Here is a 16225-nt window from a genome sequence, read left to right on the forward strand (position 1 = left end):
ATACGTTTCGTATCGGAACGGTGTGCAGTTTAGCAAAACTCACACATGATGCAAGCAGTTTTTTTAGAAAAACTGCGAAAAACTCATAAAATCAATCCGTTTGATGATAATTCAACCGCTTTGATCACTGCGCGAGCTTTTATCTGGGTTTCATTCCACTCAGACTCAGGATTTGAGTCCGCCACCAGTCCCGCCCCCGCCTGTACATAGACCTTTTGATCGCGGATGACACAGGTACGGATCGCAATCGACATATCCATCTCCCCATGCCAGCCCAGATAACCGACTGCCCCACCAAATACGCCACGTTTTACAGGCTCAACTTCGTCAATGATCTCCATTGCACGGATTTTTGGTGCGCCTGAAAGTGTGCCCGCTGGGAAAGTTGCCTTAAAGACATCCAACGCATCCACATCATCACGCACCTCTCCCTGCACATTGGAAACAATATGCATGACGTGCGAATAGCGCTCAATCACCATTTGATCAGTCACCTGCACCTTGCCAATCTTGGAGACACGCCCCACATCATTACGCCCAAGATCAATCAGCATTAAATGCTCAGCAATCTCCTTTTCATCTGCCAGCAAGTCCTGCTCCAACGCCAGGTCTTCCTCCTTGGTCTTGCCCCGTGGTCGCGTACCCGCCAAAGGCCGTACAGTTGCAATGCCATTTTCCAGACGGGATAAAATCTCTGGCGAAGAACCCACAATATGAAAAGGTTTCTGGTCTGTCAGGGTTTGCCCTTGCACCAAAAACAGGTAGGGTGATGGGTTGAGGTGACGCAATGCACGGTAAACCTGCAAGGCCTCACCATCAAAATCAGACACCATCCGCTGTCCAGGCACCACCTGCATCACATCACCAGCGCGGATATATTCCTTGACCTTTTCAATGGTCTCAAGAAACCTCGCCTTACCTGTGATGGATTCAAAATGCGGTGGTGTATGCGGCTTGGCCTGTAGGCTGACAGGGATTGCAAGCAGTTGCTCCAGCTGGTCCAGCTTGGCCTGTGCCTGTACATAGGCATCTGCCTGGTTTGCATCGGCATGATGAATCAGGAACAGCGTATCTTTCAGGTTGTCAAACACAATCACGGTTTGGGACAGCATCAACCACAAGTCAGGCAAGGTGACAGGGTCAGCTGCTGGAACATTTTTTAGTTTTGGCTCGATATAACGAATAGCGTCATAGCCCAAATATCCAACCAGTCCACCTGTAAAGCTAGGTAGATCAGGCAATTCTTTTTGGGTGGGAACCTTAAACTGGCTTTGGAAGTCGCGAATATACTGAAATGGATCGCTACAGTCTTGCTGGGATACGGAACCATCCGCCTGCTGAACCGTGAGGATACCCGCATTGCATGAAAAGACTGTTGACTCGCCCAAGCCGATCATTGAATAACGCGCCCAGTTCTCCCCGCCTTCCACTGATTCAAATAAGTAGGCCTGCTTTTGCTCTTTAAAACGTGCGAAAACTGAGAGTGGTGTTTCTGTATCTGCCAGTCGCTGACGGTATACGGGAATGGTGTTATAGCCAGCGGCCTTGAGTTGCTCAAATTGTACGAGGGTGGTCATGAATTTTCTCTATAGTTTCGATTTTTGTGCGTTTTCGTTTAATGCTGCTTCAAGCCCGCCATCGAAAAACCATAACAGCTTTCATGCCTTTCTCCTCACCAGATCTTCCTCAACTAACTCTTCCAGACTGTCCACCACCTGTTGTGGCTGGCAGTCATGGATATTTTCTCCATGATTATAGCCATAGCTGACCACAATACAATCTATACCTGCACGTCTTGCAGCTTCCACATCATTACTTGAGTCCCCAATCATCAGGGTTTCCGCCGCGGATACCTGACACAGCTGCATACAATGCAGTAATGGCAATGGATGGGGTTTGCGCTCAGGCAAGGTATCACCGCCAATGACCAATTTAAAGTAATGATCAAGTTTAAGAATCTGTAATATCCCTTTTGCCAAATGTTCAGGTTTATTGGTGACACATGCCATCACCATGTTATGGCTCTGGCAATAGTCCAGAAAAGGCAAGATACCTGTGTAGACCTGAGTATTGACACACAACTCCTGAGCATAAATGTCCACAAACGTATCCAGCAATTGCGTTTGCTGCTCAGTATTCACCTGCCCAAATATATGTTCAAGTACGGTCTCACATAGTTTTGCCGCGCCCTTACCCACCCATGCACGCACTTGTTCCTCTGTCACCAGAGGAAATTGTAGTTTTTCCAGACTCAGGTTCATGGCCCGATATAAATCGGCTGCGGAATCAACCAGTGTTCCATCCAGATCAAACAAAATAAGATGACGACTTTGTAACTGTGCAACAGACATTGAATTTACTCAGAAATAAAAAGGCATGCTTTCTAGCATGCCTTTGATTGTAGAAGCTTAGACTGATTATTTAAAGAACAGCCAGGCAATCACCGCCAAAATCACTAAAATAATAATGGAAATCAGGCCAACTGAAGCATTTTTCTGCTGCTCTTTTTCCTGAGCCACACGGGAGACTGGCTCTTGCATAGGCATAGGCTTTGGCTCAGCAACCGCCTCAACTTGCACATTTTCTGGTATTGGTGCAGGTTTTGGGATGGAAACCTGTTGTGGCATGCCATCACGTGTAATACGTGTTTCAGCGGCACGCTCGGCAATGCTTGGCATTCCCTGATCATGCGGTACTGTCGTTACTGGCTCAACGTCAATTTCAGGTAAATGAGCCTTATAACGCTCAGGAGCAAGAATCATAAACATAAAACTGGCAAACTGGAGCATATCCCCATCATGCAATTCTATCTCCTGTTCCTGCTCAACACGCTCACCATTCACAAATGTTCCATTTGTAGACTTTAAATCTTTTACCCAAATATGGTCATCTCTAAACAGTAATGCAGCATGTTTTCGTGAAATATCAGTGGACTGCAACAAAATTTCAGCGTCCTGATGCCGCCCCACCAGCATGTCACGTTCGACACTAATTTCCTGCCCCGTAAATTCACCTGTAATGGCTTGCAGTTTCCAAGTCATAGATGCCTATCCTTATCATATTTTCTTGCAATAATAACATTTTGACACAAGCGCTTCTGTGCATCTACTGTGAATACGTAGGGCGAATAGTCGTTGTTGTCACCGTATTCCTGCTCCGTTCAGTCGCCTTAGCGGGAAGCTGTATGCTTTGCCTCTGCACAGGTGGCGCATCAACGGCAACAGGTGTGGTCACCACAACTGTCTTGCTTTGTATCGCTGTTGGAACTTTTTGATAGGGTGAGCTATTCAACACAGCTTGTTGCTGGTAAATATCCCCCACATTTTCTGGCAATTTTGCAAAGTTGCCATTGTTGTCCATTGCAAGCTGTAGGCTGTAAAGCTGGTTATAGCGTTGCTGCGATAAACGGCGTACATCATCGGCATCGCCTACAATGGTTGGATGGATAAACACCAGCAGGTTGCGTTTTTCATTGCTTCTACTGTTGGCCTGGAATAAACGCCCCAGATAAGGAATATCACTCAGTCCAGGAACACCCTGACGTGACAATGCAGTATTATCCGCAATCAGACCACCCAGCACCACCGTCTGACCATGTTCGGCAAGCACAGCCGTTTTAATGGCACGTTTATTGGTGACAAGGTCGGTTGCCTGGCCCTTATTGTTCTGAACGTCCGAAACTTCCTGTTCAACCTCAAGGCGAACTGTACCGTTTTCACCAATATGCGGAACCACCTTTAAGGTGACACCAACGTCCTTGCGCTCAACAGTGGTATAAGGGTTTACCGTACCCGAAGTTCCTGTCGATACTGAACCTGTCACAAACGGAACGTTCTGACCAACAACGATATAGGCTTCTTCATTGTCCATCGTCACAATCGAAGGAGTGGACAAGAAATTAGATTTGGTATTGGTTTTCAAGGCTTGTATCAACGCACCATAAGCTTTGCGTGAATTCTCAAAATTACCTACCCCGAATGTAGCGCCATTGCCTTTGCTGGCATCTCCAGCAATGGCTGCGGCTGCGCCACTTGCCCCAGCACTGGCATAACCTGCGGCAATTGATGCGAGACTTGCCCCGACATTACTAAAACTCATCAGACCAACACCACTGCTTAAATCACCCAATGCCCATTGAATTCCCAATTGATCTGCATCATTTCCCGATACCTCAATAATCGCGGCCTCAATCAACACTTGCTGACGACGAATATCCAGTTGTTGAATTGCCGCTTCAATTTCACGCATCAGTTGCGGGTCAGCTTTTACCACCAAGGCATTTTGAGTACCATCGGCGATAATACTGACACCATTGCCATTAAAACTGGTGATGCCAGCATTATTCTGGCTGTTATTAAAACCACTGTTCAGGCTAATGGATGAGTTGACACCAGCAGGAGAACTCCCACTCTGACCTTGACTATTGGAAGTCAGGTTATTAATCGAGCTGGATTTATTCGCATTATTTGAGCCAGATGATGAGGAAACAGACTGTCCCGTCACCAATCCTTGCAGGATCTCAGCCAGATTTTTTGCACTGGCATATTTTAAACGGAATACCTTTAAGCCACCCAAACGGTCTGCCGAGGGCACATCCAGCATTTCAATGGTATGGCGCAAACGCTTACGTGAATCAGGATCACCCTTGATCAGGATTCGGTTGGTTCGATTATCAGCAATGACCCGTACACGCGAACCAATAAAGTCCTTGGATGCTCCAGTGGCGCTCATGGTTTCCAGCAAACCAATAATTTCTTCGGCCTGGCTCGATTGCAGTGTAATGGCTTCAATATCATTCTGGCCTGTACCATCCAGATTGCGAATAATGTTTTGCAGTTGGTAAATATTGGTCGCGCGGTCTGAAACAATTAATGCATTGGTGCCAGCAACCGCTGCCAAATGTGCAAACTGTGGCATCAGTGGACGTAGTGCAGGAATCAGGTCATTCGGATTGGTATTTTCCAGCCAGATGACACGGGTGACAATCTGGTCGCCACCTGCACGGTTACGTGCATCATAAGGAATACCCGAGTTTTTCGCATTACTGTCGGGAACGAGTTTTACCGTATTTCCAGAGGGTAACGCCACCACACCATTGACATTCAACACTCCCAAAAACAGGTCGTAGACCTCATCTTTATTGAGTGCCTTGTTGGAAATCACCGTCACATTGCCACGTACACGTGGGTCAACTGCAAAATTCTTGCCTGTAATATCAGCAACTTCATTAATGAATGCAGTTAAGTCTGCATCACGTAGGTTGATCTTCCATGTTTGTGCTTGCACATTGGTACTGATGGTCGCAACCAAAGGCGCGGCAGCAAGTAGTGCCCAAAGTGGACGTTGATGATTCAAGAAAGCCATAACTTGCACTTGTTCCTAACTTGTAAACCCTTTTGTATTCCCCTTTGACAAGGGGGAATTATAGGGGGTTCTAAAAACTCTGTTGTATGGTCATCACTTGATCACCACGTTTTATTTCTATTTTGGCATGCCCCTCACGACGTACTTGCTCTAGTAATTGTACTTCGCTGAGTCCTGGTCCAATGGTCTGACCGTTGACCGATAGGATACGATCACCCGAGCGTAAACCCAAGGTGTTTTTTAAGGCACTGGGGGTCCGATCCGATATTTCATAACCATCCGCTCCGCCAGCGACACCCATATTTTTCAGATATTGTTCACGGTTATCCTGCATTTGCTGAATAGCCTGACCTAGAGCAGATTGTGCAGTATTCTGTGCTGGTGGTGTCTGAGGTGGCACACTGTTGCTGTTATTATTCGTGGATAATGGTGCAATTGGCTGATAAAGCCCCTTATCAAGCCCCTTGAACTTGACTTCACGGGTTGCACCATTGCCCTGCCTTAAAATGACATGATCCCAGTACACTTCCGCCAGTTGGTATGAAGTTGAACCGATTATTTCCCCCACACGATAACGCTCGGCGGTATCATTCAGCTTAATCACCGCGGAAGATAAATAACTTGGGTAGCCCAGCAGGACACCCTGTAGTTCCAAATTCACATTGTCCTGTGCCGTTGTTGCAGCAGGTTCATTAAACAGTGCAAATGAACTGATGTTTGGCACCCTTGCCTGCTGTGAACCCAGCTCAACCCGATCAAACTGCATCGGCTGTGGGGGCGCAACCACCCACCAGAACAATGAGGCCAGCTTCCAGCATAACCATAGGATCAGCAATGCCAAAACCAATGCACTGAGTTTATCCAGCTTTTGCCAGCGTAGTTGCTGCATTCTCTGCGTCAATGCATTCATTAGAAACCACCCTGCAACAATGGCTGACGGGAACTAATCACATAGGTGTCCAGTCCAGCCTTGCCTTGATATGATGGAATATTCAACAGCATACGTTGTGTCAACTGTACATCCAACATGAAACTCGGATCTAAACTGAGATTTGCCATTTTTTGACTGCGCTGGTCACGGACATCAATCTGTAGTTGCCCGTTTTCATCCTTTAATTCAGCGATCAGGGATGGTACATTCATACGATCCTGACGCTGACCCAAGGTATAGCTCAATTCACCGCCACCCCAATGCAACTGGCCTTTTGCCGAACCAAAACCTTTTTCTTTCTGATAGTTTAACTGTACATTCTTGAGTTGAATCGCATTTTGTGGCCATTGCCAATTTGCAAAATATTTCAGGGTCTCTGGTGAAATTGTTCCCTGCAAGTCCTTGACCATGATTTTTTGGCCAAAACCATATCCAAACACACCATTGAACTGGGTATTGCCACTATGAATATCGAGGTTGGCACCCAAGCGCATGAGCAACAGGTCTAAAGGACGTGTTTTCCAGTGCACGGAACCGCGCAGCTGGCCTTGCTGCCAATCTGCCTGTCCCTGCCAGATATTGCCGCTGACATTATGTAATATTTGATTATCTTTTGAAAATTTCGCAATTAACCATGTTGCTGGAATTTGTAAAATAATAAAAATTAAAAATGCAAATATGGCGAAAATCCACCATTTCCATTGTTTGGTTTTTTTCTTCATTCCATCCTTACCAACATGCAACAGACCGTCCATTTTGAGAAACTTGCTCTCCGAATGACATTATGCATACTTTTTCAACATCGCCAATTCTCTGATATAAAAAAACCAAGCTTTTTCAGCCTGGCTTTTGAAACAGGGTAAAGTCATCGTATGACAAAATCATGACTTTTAAAACTCGATTAGATTAAGAAATCTTCAAGTTTTGCACCTTTCTCTAACTCAGCAACCAACCAGCGTGGCTGCTTACCACGTCCAGTCCAAGTATCTTCAGGATTATTTTTATTACGGTAACGTGGTTCTACGGCTTTACGCGTTGTTTTTTTACGTTTTTGCTCGCCAAGTTCCAATAGTTCTTCAATGCTAAAGCCCAGACCATCCGCAATCGCAACAATCTGATCATAAGCATCTTCAATTGCTTGATCTTTTTTACTTACAATTAAAGCCTCAGCTTCTACTTGTAAGCGTTTTAATTCTTCAACAGATAATTTACTAATATCAGGTTTCATTCGAAATGCTCCAAATCTAAAAAAGGAAATATATCACTCAAAAATAAAAAATGAATTTTAAAATTCAAAACTATATTAATTTATAAGTGATTAAATAATCAATATCAGAATAGTCTACTTAATCAAATCAATCCATAAAATGAGCTTTTTATTTATCATTAAATAAAATATGGACAGCTTTGCTCAATCAAATGAAATTAATCCAAATAAGCAGACTGTAAGATCTATCAACAAGAATATTAATTTTTTTCTTAATTTTGACTCATTTTTTCTTATTTGAGAAATAAAATACTGCGTCTCTTCACACAAGTCATGATCAGAAATATGCAAGAATTTGATGCAATAAATGTCTATTTTAATTCCGTAAAATAGACATAATTGTCTTTACTATTCACCAGCAGCTAGATTGTGTCCTACACTGGCTTCAAGCTGAATGATCCTGTTCCTAATCAACTCTGGGATATTCACTTTCTGTGAAGTTTGTTTATCCACACATACCAACACAGCTTCACCCGTTGCAACAATCTGGTTTTGTGCCTGACTCCATAACATATAATGCATACGAAATGCACTGTTTCTCAGTTCTTCAATGCGCGCCCCAATATACAATACATCGGGATAGAATACTGGTCTTAAATATTTACACTGGTTGGAAGCCACCACAGTCAATATATCATTTTCAAATATATTTAATACCATTAAGTACGCAATTCGCGCACTTTCAATATATCGGTAATACTGCACATTATTGACATGGCCAAAAGCATCCATATCTCCCCAAGCCACAGTTTGCTCGTGAACAACAGGATAGATAGACAGTTCTTGCATATTTCCACTCATATTTTAAAGTTAAGAAAATTAACATCATTTTCAAAAATTAAATTTAACTGCCTGATTAAATCAGGATTATCGCCAAGCACGGTTTTAATGCGCAGGTAGCTCATTAAAATGTTATCTGGATATAGGCTTAAGAGCTGTTCCGCCTCTTGCTGGCGCTGTGTCGCCACATAAATATGCCACTTGGCGAACGTCAACATGGGTACACTGGTATAACGCTGCTCAAGCTGGATTATACGCTGTTCCACATAAGCATAATCTGGAATCTGCTTTAATAACTGCTGCTGGAACCAAAGATAAAACACCTCTGGGTCAAAATGTTCCTGCAATAAATGTAAGGCTAAATCTTCGTGTTGCAGGCTCATTTCTGGCAGTCGTGCCATTAATTTCAGCCACAGGACTTTACTACTGTATGGTCGCGCCTGAATCTCGCTTTGCAGTGCCAAATAACGTCGCTGCAAGGCAATTAAATCATCGACTGAAGCCTGGTCAAACTGAATCAGTAACTGCTGCAACCATAAATCACGATGTTCAGCATCAAGTAAACCCTGCTGCGTGGTACGTAAAAATAACCACGGTTTTTGTAATGCCAGCTTGCCCCATAAAATCGTGATACATTGCTGATATGCTGTTTCAATTTCACTTAACCAGGGAGAAAGCTGGTGCTGGGCAAGAAATTCCAAATGGGTCAACGCCTTTTCAGTTTGCTGCTGCGCCAGAAAAATATCAATACGCTGTAACTCAGCCAGTTCAAAAGCCATAGGCGCCGATTTTTCCAGATGCTGCAACGCAGTTTCATAATCTCCATTTCGATAATCAAACTGCGCATCCACAATATTATTCAGCAAGCCTGATTGTGTAAAAACACGTTCTATAAATACCTGCTGGTCCTTGGCAGCATCCAGCAACCAAACAATGCCGAGTTGTTCATAGGGATGCAGGTCTCTAAAATGTAAAACTGTTTCTTTTTTTCGTTGCTCACGTGCTAAATAACGCCGAGCAAATATCCATAATAACTGTGCAAACAGACTCACCAAAATAAACAGCAGGATAAGACCCCAAACGCTGCTCTGGAATTGCCAATCGCGCCAGTAGATATAGACATAACCAGCGCCATAACCATAGTTCAATACGGCAAGCAGGGCAAAGATTAATAGACCGACAAGTAGATAAATCAATACAAGCTGTTTCATCATTCGCTACCCCAACAAACCAAGTGTTGTCAGTTTTGGCGTTGGCACAGCAGGTAAATTCAATACTTTCTCCAGTCGGGACCTGATCTGTTGGCTATTTTGGTCAGGTAGTTTCACCAGTAACTGTATGACTTCCTGAACTGACTTTCGGTATTCAGAAGTTTGCCCCTGATTTAAGGCCTGGGATGCCAGCAATAATCGTAACTGCGCCTCCTTGAGCAGCACATGACGGTTCATTAAATCCGTAGCGGGCTGTTCAACCCTTTCCAGCCTGAACAATTGCCACCATGAACCAGTTGCAGTCTTTTGCAGCGTAATGTTGGGATTGGAGATTTCTTGCTGTATTTTTTGATCCAGTTGTTGCAGTAGATGATTCAGTTGCTGCTGTTGTTGTGTTTGTGCCAGTACAAACTGCTGAATAGCTAGCCGATCCTGTTCAATTGCTTTCATTAAACTTTGTTGCAATGCAGGAGCAACCGCATATTGAACGATCTGTTGCTGTAACTGATTTAAATGCTCAAGTGCATAGATAAACTGCTGCTGTTCCACTGCAAACTGAATCAACTGCAAGTGTTGCTTAATCAGAATAATAGGCGCGACGCCTGTCATTGTCGCTGGCATCGTCACCATGTCTTCAGCAGGTTCCACAACACGGTTATTCTGGGCCTGACGCTGTACAGCAACAAACTGGTCATTCAGCAGTGCATAGCGCTGTTGTGTTTGATCAAGCTGCTGTTGAAGCTGGGGAATCGTTTGAGAATATTGTGCAACATCATAACTAAGCTTGGCCAACCACACCAAACCCAGTGCTAATATTAAATATACAATTTTTCTCATAGATTTCCTTGCCAGTCATTTATGCGTTGAATCATCCCTGATGCAGACAAATTTTCAAGCGGAATAATGTTAAATGCCCCACCTGCCTGCGTTGCTGCATTTTCCATTATCTTCACCAAACGCTCACCCAATACCAGATAAACCCATTGTGCTTGAATAAGGTCCTGGCCGCAAAGCTGTTGCCAGTAATTCCAGCTTGCCTCGCTGCTGATCAACACCATCGTCGGTTGATCGCGTTGAATTCTTGATAAGATATCGGGAAAACGCTTCAAGCTTATTTCAGGACACTGTCGATGATACAGCACAAAGTTAAGAATACTGATACCCCGCTGTTGCAACTGCTGCATCATAAACTGTCGCCCACCTTGACCACGCCAAAACGCAATCCGACTTAAATGGGGATGCTGCCTTAAAATCGGCAGTTGCAGCATGCCCTCAGAGTTTTCAATCTCAGGTGCATCACTTTTAATATTAAACTTTGCTAATGCCTGTGCGGTGGTTTTTCCAACCGCAATCCACTGAATATGCGCCAACCGTTCCAAAGTGATACCTGCCTGTTGCAGATAACACATCCCGATCTCAACAGCGGTTGGACTGACCACAACAATCACCTGCACCTGTTCAAGCTGTTGGTAAAGTTGCTGCAATGCCTCAGAAAAAGATTCCGCCACCAATTCCAGCAAGGGTAGGCTTTCAACCTGATAGCCTGCCTCAGTCAATGCCTGGGTGAGGCTGGAGGCACGATCTGAAGGGCGCGTATTAATAAAAAGCATTAATAAAGCGCTTTTAGCAATTCACCTGCACCTTGCTCCAATAAGCATTGTGCAAGTTGTTCACCTAATTGTTCAGCATCTTCTGAAGTTCCAACCAATTGTTGTTTTAGCAAGATTTTCCCATCAACACTTCCCACACGGCCTTCTATCTGCAACTTTTGGTTATTTAGGGTTGCATATCCTGCGATTGGAACTTGACAGCCACCTTCTAAATAGGCATTAAACGCACGTTCTGCACGCACACAGATTGAGGTTTCTTCATGCTGTAATGGTTGAATGATTTTTAATAATGCCTCATCATCTGCACGACACTCTAAGCCCAATGCACCCTGACCAACAGCGGGTAAACTTAAAACAGGCGCTAAACAATGACGAATTCGATCTGCCAAACCTAAACGCTTTAGACCTGCACTAGCTAAAATAATGGCATCATATAAACCATCATCAAGTTTTGATAAACGTGTACCCACATTCCCACGTAAGTCAATAATCTCTAAATCAGGGCGTATTTGTAAAATCTGGCATTTGCGACGCAAACTAGATGTACCTACTTTGGCACCTTGAGGTAACTCATCAAAACTTTGGTAATGATTCGAAACAAAGGCATCAAGTGGGTCTTCTCGCTCACAAGTCACAGCGAGCGTTAAACCTTCTGGTAAGTGCATCGGCACATCTTTCATTGAATGGACCGCCAAATCAGCACGCCCATCCAGCAATGCAGCTTCCAGTTCTTTAACGAATAATCCTTTACCACCAATTTTTGCCAAAGGTGTATCTAGAATTTTATCACCCTGCGTCACAAACTTAACCAACTCAACCGTTAAATCGGGATAAAGCGCATTTAAACGGGAGCGAATATGCTCCGCCTGCCAAAGTGCAAGAGGGCTTTGTCGAGTCGCAATTTTCAAGGTTTTCATAAATTCAAGTTAAGCATGGGTCAAAACAATTGTTTCAAACTTAACTTGCTCACCTAAAATTGCAAGCAAAAACTGATTTTTCATCTGACTTAAGTTCAATATTTTATAATTGATGCATGCATTCTCTTAAGCTTGGTAAATGACGGCGACTCACCGACAGGCGTTCATCCAGCTCACGTAATCTAACCTGATACTGACCAGCAGCAATCAGCTCCAACCCTTCTAAATAATCAAGAGAAACTAAAGCATTACGATGAATTCGAATGAAACGATCTGAAAACTCAGATTCTAGCTCTTTTAAAGTTTCATCAATTAATACACTGCCATTTTTATGGCGTACTGTGACATATTTCTGATCTGCTAGAAAATAGTAAATATTTTCTATTGGAATAAGTTCGACCCCGCGATAAGTTTTCGCAGCAATTTGATGACGTTGAGTTTTAGTATCGTACATATCGTCTTGTTGTTGTAAACCAGTCATTTGTGCTTGTGTAAGTTGCGTCAGACTATTAAACACCTGTTGTAAATCTTGTTGTGCAATAGGCTTGAGCAAATATCCCTGTGCTTGAAACTTAAACGCTTCCAATGCGTGTTGATCATATGCTGTACAAAAAATAATAGCTGGACGAGGGCTAAGATGACTGATCTGTTCAGCACACTCCAATCCATTCATTCCAGGCATTTGAATATCTAATAGAACAACATCGGGCGAATCATTTTCAATATGGTTTAACACATCCTGCCCATGATGCGCCGTCGCAATCACTTCATGACCCATTTGGGTCACTAAACGTGACAAACGCTCTACTGCGAGAGGTTCATCATCAGCAATCAGAACTTTCATCCTCTCCTCCTTGTCACCGTTAACTTCATCCGTCGTTTTTATGGTTAACTTATTATTTTACTCGATAGTGATAACTTACCACCGTGGTATATAACGATACTCCCCCATAAACCTGAAACTTCACTGTCTGTCCATAATAGGCTTTCAGGCGCTGTTTTACATTTTCTATTGCAATACCATTCCCTTGTCTCGATTTTATTGTATCGTGAGAATAAGGGTTAGTAATGACTATACTGACTTGATTTTGCAATATTTCAACCAATACACTAATGGTTGAGGGCTGTAAAACTTTTTCTACCCCATGAAAAATACTATTCTCTAGCAAAGGTTGCAATGTTAATAATGGAATCGTGACTCGTTTTAATTCTAAAGACGTAGCCTGTATATTCCATTCTACCTTTAAACGCTCTCCTAAACGTAATTTTTCAATACTTAAGTACTGCTGACACAAGTCAATTTCTTCAGCCAAACTCACCAATTTCAACTCTTGAAAACTGGCGCGGAATAATCGTGACAAGTTAATCAACATGTTTTCTGCTTTGTCAGGATCAATTGAAATCAAACTTACGACACTGTTTAAACTATTAAATAAAAAGTGTGGATGAATACGGGCCTGCATCGCCTGAATGCGTGCATTCAGCTCACTGTATTGCTGTTTGAGCCATTGTTCACGCATATATAGGTAACGCATGCAAAACGCGCCCAGCAATATGCCGTAGCTTAAATGCAGGCCCACACCCTGAAATAAAACCTGTTCTGAAAAGTCTGTTAAAGGTGAAGCCCAGTACTGGATTATATTTACCGCACAAGTGGTAAACAAAACAACCAGTTGAAGCAAAATAAAGCCTAAAATTAATGCCATTTTCTGACTAAATTTGGCAAAAAACTCCTGAAAATAACCAACCAGTGCAGAAAAGGACAGAATCACCCAGTTAATAAAGCACATATATTGCAAAACACGGGCGGTTTCCAATGCCTGCCATGAACGTGCCTCTGCCAGTGCCAACACCATCGCCAGCACATTACTGGCAACAATTAATTCCAATAAGTGTTGCCATTGCCCAATTTTCGTAAAAAAATAGGAAGCTGATGTCTGATCCTGTACATTGTCATGACGCATTTGCAATAACTTGTTGCGTCGAGTTTCGGCAACTGCGTTTGGATTTGCTATACTCTTTTTTATTTTACTGAGCCGCCATGACCACATCTTCTCAATCCTCTTCTTCAGCAAGCCCTAATCAAACCTCTGGAATGTGGGGCGGTCGCTTCTCTGAAGCAACAGATGCATTTGTTGCAGAATTTACCGCATCTGTTCAATTTGACCAACGTTTTTATAAACAAGATATTGCAGGTTCGATTGCACATGCAACCATGCTTGCTAAAGTTGGTGTACTGACTGAGGCTGAACGTGATGATATTATCCAAGGTTTGAATACAATCAAAGCTGAAATCGAAGCGGGTAATTTCGAATGGCGTATTGATTTAGAAGATGTACACATGAACATTGAGTCTCGCTTGACTCAACGTATCGGCATCACAGGTAAAAAATTACATACAGGTCGTAGCCGTAATGACCAGGTTGCAACTGACATCCGTTTATATTTGCGTGATGAAATTGATGACATTTTAGGTTTATTACTACGCTTACAAAAAGGCCTACTGAGTTTAGCAAGTCAAAATACTCATACGATTATGCCTGGTTTTACTCATTTACAAACAGCTCAGCCAGTAACATTTGGTCATCACCTATTGGCTTGGTTTGAGATGTTGGTTCGCGATACTGAACGCCTTCAAGATTGCCGCAAGCGTGTTAATCGCATGCCACTCGGTTCCGCAGCCTTGGCAGGAACAACCTACCCAATTGATCGCGCATACACAGCCGAATTACTGGGTTTTGAAGCAGTTTCAGAAAACTCGCTCGATGCTGTTTCCGATCGTGACTTTGCCATTGAATTTAACGCTGCTGCATCATTGATCATGATGCATTTATCACGTATGTCTGAAGAACTGATTTTATGGACTTCGGCACAATTTAAATTCGTGAACATCCCAGATCGTTTCTGCACAGGCTCTTCAATTATGCCGCAGAAGAAAAATCCAGATGTACCTGAACTTGTTCGTGGTAAATCAGGTCGCGTGTTTGGTGATTTAATCAGCTTATTGACTTTAATGAAAGGTCAACCTTTGGCATATAACAAAGACAACCAAGAAGATAAAGAGCCTTTGTTTGATGCAATTGATACCGTTCGTGGTTGCTTAATGGCCTTTGCAGACATGGTGCCTGCACTGGTTCCAAACATTGAAATTATGCGTGAAGCAGCACTTCGTGGTTTCTCTACAGCAACTGACCTTGCTGATTACCTTGTGAAGAAAGGTGTTGCTTTCCGTGATGCACACGAAATTGTAGGTAAAGCAGTTGCGCTTGGTGTGGCTGAAGAAAAAGATTTATCTGAATTAACACTGGAACAGCTACAACAATTCTCTGATTTGATCGAAACAGATGTATTTGATAAAGCCTTAACTTTAGAAGCTTCTGTGAATGCACGTGATCATATCGGCGGGACATCACCAAAACAAGTTGAAGCAGCCATTACTCGTGCACACAGTCGCCTAGAACAGTTATACGCTTAAGGATAAATCATGACTAGACAAGTATTTTGCCGCAAATATAAACAAGAGCTTGACGGTTTGGACTTTGCACCATTCCCTGGTGCAAAAGGTCAAGAATTCTTTGAGACGGTTTCAAAACAGGCTTGGCAAGAATGGTTAAAACACCAAACCACGCTCATTAATGAAAAACGACTCAATGTATTCGAACCCGATGCGAAGAAGTTTCTTGAAGAGCAACGAGAGAAGTTCTTCAACAATGACGAAAGTGTTGAAAAAGCAGAAGGTTGGACGGAACAAAAGTAAATCGTTTCATCTAATATCACTCAATAAAAGAGAGTTAAATATAGCTCTCTTTTTACGTGACATTTACATAAGTAATAAAGGGTTACAGAGTATACACAGTTGTCTACATGACACTTGAAGAGAATATAATTATAGTGAGTCTAAGAAAGATAAAGAGATATATTGATATCTCAGAACGCATGATATTTCTCTCCCAGACTTTTCCCCCGAAGTCTGGGATTTTTTTATCTGGATTTTTTCCAATAAAAAACCACTGATCATTCAGATTCAGTGGTCAATATTAATTCCTGAAACTCTGTACACGACAAAAATAGATAACTCATTGAAATAATGTCACAATAATTGTTTTCTAACGACGAATACTATGACACATCTCAATGAGTTATAT

At 42.9% G+C, this 16225-nt stretch carries 16 protein-coding genes; 2 read left to right on the forward strand and 14 right to left on the reverse strand.

Annotation, left to right across the window (positions count from 1 at the left end; genetic code table 11):
• Positions 1–83: 83 nt before the first annotated feature.
• From trpE to F988_RS01750, 14 genes are all read right to left on the reverse strand, one after another.
• Positions 84–1577: an anthranilate synthase component I gene (gene trpE / locus F988_RS01685; protein WP_004680740.1), complete on the reverse strand. Its 1494-nt coding sequence runs from the start codon at positions 1575–1577 to the stop codon at positions 84–86.
• 81 nt (positions 1578–1658) lie between these two features.
• A complete protein-coding gene (locus F988_RS01690; protein ID WP_004680741.1) occupies positions 1659–2351 on the reverse strand; it encodes a phosphoglycolate phosphatase in 693 nt (230 codons plus the stop codon).
• A 66-nt stretch (positions 2352–2417) separates the two neighbouring features.
• Positions 2418–3041: an FHA domain-containing protein gene (locus F988_RS01695; RefSeq protein ID WP_004680742.1), complete on the reverse strand. Its 624-nt coding sequence runs from the start codon at positions 3039–3041 to the stop codon at positions 2418–2420.
• 64 nt (positions 3042–3105) lie between these two features.
• Positions 3106–5364 (reverse strand): type II secretion system secretin GspD, encoded by a 2259-nt coding sequence (gene gspD / locus F988_RS01700; RefSeq protein ID WP_004680743.1) that lies wholly within the window; start codon positions 5362–5364, stop codon positions 3106–3108.
• A 70-nt stretch (positions 5365–5434) separates the two neighbouring features.
• The gene (locus F988_RS01705; protein WP_004680744.1) at positions 5435–6274 is read right to left on the reverse strand and encodes a type II secretion system protein N; all 840 of its coding nucleotides are present in this window, start codon (positions 6272–6274) and stop codon (positions 5435–5437) included.
• Entirely contained in the window at positions 6274–7017 is a 744-nt protein-coding gene (gspN, locus tag F988_RS01710; RefSeq protein WP_026040082.1) for a type II secretion system protein N, read from the reverse strand. Before gspN ends, F988_RS01705 begins: the two co-directional genes overlap by 1 nt.
• 179 nt (positions 7018–7196) lie before the next feature.
• Positions 7197–7523 carry an H-NS histone family protein gene (locus F988_RS01715; RefSeq protein ID WP_004680745.1) on the reverse strand — a complete coding sequence of 109 codons (327 nt, stop codon included), beginning with the start codon at positions 7521–7523 and terminating at the stop codon, positions 7197–7199.
• A 387-nt stretch (positions 7524–7910) separates the two neighbouring features.
• Positions 7911–8351, reverse strand: coding sequence for an acyl-CoA thioesterase (locus F988_RS01720; protein WP_004680746.1), 441 nt, complete (start codon positions 8349–8351; stop codon positions 7911–7913).
• Between the two features lie 8 nt (positions 8352–8359).
• Positions 8360–9553 carry a membrane protein gene (locus F988_RS01725; protein ID WP_010589460.1) on the reverse strand — a complete coding sequence of 398 codons (1194 nt, stop codon included), beginning with the start codon at positions 9551–9553 and terminating at the stop codon, positions 8360–8362.
• Positions 9554–9559: 6 nt separating this feature from the next.
• Positions 9560–10390, reverse strand: a complete 831-nt coding sequence (locus F988_RS01730; RefSeq protein ID WP_004680748.1) for a hypothetical protein — start codon at positions 10388–10390, stop codon at positions 9560–9562.
• Positions 10387–11163, reverse strand: coding sequence for a uroporphyrinogen-III synthase (locus F988_RS01735; RefSeq protein ID WP_004680749.1), 777 nt, complete (start codon positions 11161–11163; stop codon positions 10387–10389). Before F988_RS01735 ends, F988_RS01730 begins: the two co-directional genes overlap by 4 nt.
• On the reverse strand, positions 11163–12080 hold the full coding sequence (gene hemC, locus F988_RS01740; RefSeq protein ID WP_004680750.1) for a hydroxymethylbilane synthase: 918 nt from the start codon (positions 12078–12080) through the stop codon (positions 11163–11165). The genes F988_RS01735 and hemC overlap by 1 nt, the downstream gene beginning before the upstream one ends.
• Positions 12081–12183: 103 nt before the next feature.
• Positions 12184–12924, reverse strand: a complete 741-nt coding sequence (locus tag F988_RS01745; protein ID WP_004680751.1) for a LytR/AlgR family response regulator transcription factor — start codon at positions 12922–12924, stop codon at positions 12184–12186.
• Positions 12925–12976: 52 nt separating this feature from the next.
• A complete protein-coding gene (locus F988_RS01750; RefSeq protein ID WP_004680752.1) occupies positions 12977–14131 on the reverse strand; it encodes a sensor histidine kinase in 1155 nt (384 codons plus the stop codon).
• Here F988_RS01750 and argH point away from each other — a divergent pair.
• Together argH and F988_RS01760 are read left to right on the forward strand one after the other, a co-directional pair.
• A complete protein-coding gene (gene argH, locus F988_RS01755) occupies positions 14122–15555 on the forward strand; it encodes an argininosuccinate lyase (protein ID WP_010589461.1) in 1434 nt (477 codons plus the stop codon). The two genes, F988_RS01750 and argH, sit on opposite strands and share 10 nt — an antisense overlap.
• Positions 15556–15564: 9 nt before the next feature.
• On the forward strand, positions 15565–15837 hold the full coding sequence (locus F988_RS01760) for an oxidative damage protection protein (RefSeq protein ID WP_004659388.1): 273 nt from the start codon (positions 15565–15567) through the stop codon (positions 15835–15837).
• Positions 15838–16225: the final 388 nt, after the last annotated feature.

The organism is Acinetobacter parvus DSM 16617 = CIP 108168 (genome assembly GCF_000368025.1).
Taxonomy (GTDB): domain Bacteria; phylum Pseudomonadota; class Gammaproteobacteria; order Pseudomonadales; family Moraxellaceae; genus Acinetobacter; species Acinetobacter parvus.